We start from the raw sequence: 259 nt of genomic DNA, 5'->3' as shown, positions 1-259 counted from the left end.
AGTTGATAAAGAAAAAATAGTAATTCCACACAATTCTGATTTAGTACAAATACCCAATCCATTTAAAGAAGAATCAAACTTTATTTTAGTTACTGTTGAATACGAAATGGTTATACCATTTCCGTTTTTTGAAATAAAGCATGAAATACAAAAAACATCCTATGAAAGAGTTTGGTTAGGTTCATAAAGGAAGGACTTGATTTGATGGAATACCTTCATTTAATTTTATTAGGAATATTCATATTGATTGCTTTTTATC

The 259-nt window shown here is 26.6% G+C and carries 1 protein-coding gene; it reads left to right on the top strand.

Going from position 1 to position 259, the window contains the following annotated elements:
* The coding region (locus AOA59_RS32935; protein WP_218212233.1) for a hypothetical protein at positions 1 to 187 on the top strand (187 nt) is incomplete at its 5' end.
* Positions 188 to 259: the final 72 nt, after the last annotated feature.

The sequence above is a fragment of the Pseudomonas sp. 2822-15 genome, from assembly GCF_002742515.1.
Lineage (GTDB): Bacteria > Pseudomonadota > Gammaproteobacteria > Pseudomonadales > Pseudomonadaceae > Aquipseudomonas > Aquipseudomonas salomonii.
The sequence above is the reverse complement of the archived record's forward strand: the minus strand, read 5'-3'. Positions and strand labels throughout refer to the sequence as shown.